Source organism: Campylobacter sp. 2014D-0258 (genome assembly GCF_008000495.1).
In the GTDB taxonomy this organism is placed as follows: domain Bacteria; phylum Campylobacterota; class Campylobacteria; order Campylobacterales; family Campylobacteraceae; genus Campylobacter_D; species Campylobacter_D jejuni.
Window position 1 is genome coordinate 1 of sequence record NZ_VOAR01000009.1, and the last position, 1,529, is coordinate 1,529.

At 31.6% G+C, this 1,529-nt stretch carries 1 protein-coding gene; it reads left to right on the forward strand.

Annotated elements, in window-relative coordinates:
- On the forward strand, positions 1–1,475 hold a 1,475-nt coding region (locus SR62_RS00910; protein ID WP_147502226.1), incomplete at its 5' end, for a filamentous hemagglutinin N-terminal domain-containing protein.
- Positions 1,476–1,529: the final 54 nt, after the last annotated feature.

The following is a 1,529-nucleotide window of genomic DNA, read 5'->3' on the forward strand; positions in this document are numbered from 1 at the left end:
ATATTACAGGTAATAAAGTAAATTCTGTTATCCAATGGGGTGGTGGTTTTAATATAGCTAAAAATGAAACTGTAAATTTTAATGGTAGTGGTAAAAACTATCTCAATATCGCTTATGGAACTAAAAGCTCTCATATAGATGGAACACTCAATGGTGGAAGCAATAATATCTTTTTAATCAATCCTAATGGTATAGTAGTGGGTAAAGGTGGAAGTATCAATGCAAATAAAGTATTTTTGTCCACTTCATCAGTTGGCAATGATGAGATGAAAGAATTTGCAACAAATGGAAGGGTTGTAGCATTTGAATACAACAAAGATATTTCTCCTGTAATTAAACCTAGCGCAGGAGATATAATTAACTCTGGGTATGTCAAAGCCGAATATATAGGAATTATCACGCGTCAATTTTCTGATTTTGATGAATATGGAAATGAAGGAATATTTGATGGATTAAAAAAATATGCATTAACCAATGGAGATATAATTGTTTCTAGTACTATATTCAATGGAGTGAAAAGTTTAAGCGGAGGATATCATATAGTCTCAGCACATGATTATGTGAAGTTGGGTAAAGCACTTAAAGAAACTAGTGATCTTATCACCAAAGATGACATCTCAAATGAAGTTTTAAATTCTATATTTGAAGATTTAAAAATTAATTCCTATGCAAATATTGATAATATTTTTGCTATTTATTCCAATCCAGAGCTTACTCAAAAATTATCAAATGAAGCAATTCAAAGCATAAATTTCATCACTGCACTATATGGGCAAGCAAATACGAGCGAAACCCTAAAAAACGCTCTTTCAAATAGTCAAGATTTTTTAAGCAATGCTAGTAAAATAACAGATGTTCAAGCTAAGTTAAAAAATATCTCAGACTTAAAAACACAACAAGCAAGTAATAAGGCAGAGTATGATAAAGCTGTTAAAGAATATGAAGACGCAGTTAAAGCTTACAACACAGCTTTAAAAGGACTTACAGGAAATAATGCTGATACCACTCTTGCAGGTTTAAAACAAGCTGTAAATAATGCTTATAAGAAAGTTCAAGACAGTATTAGTAAAAATGAAGATTATTATACACAATTAGAAGGTTTAAAAACCGAAGTGAGTGATATTAGTATAGATGGAGAACATAAACTTACAGTAAGTGGAAGCTTTGATAGAAATTACGCCATTTTACCAAGTGTAAATTCAGGATCTAACAACTCCAACAATGGAAACGATGGAACCGATTCAGGTGATATTAACAATGGTAACAACAACGGTTCTAATAACAATCCAAATGATACCATAGGACAACAAGAACCTGACATTGCTACAGCTTTGCTTATGCAAACTACAGATGAAGATCCAAATATCAATGAAGATGATAAACAAGCAAGTATAGATGAAGCCAGCACTCAAGAAAGTGGTAATGCTTGTATAGTATCGGATAATTTTAAAGCAGGAAATCCTTGCTCAAGATGATTAAAATCCAAAAGGTTAAAAGCCTTTTGGATCTTGTTAAAATCTAATGGTAGA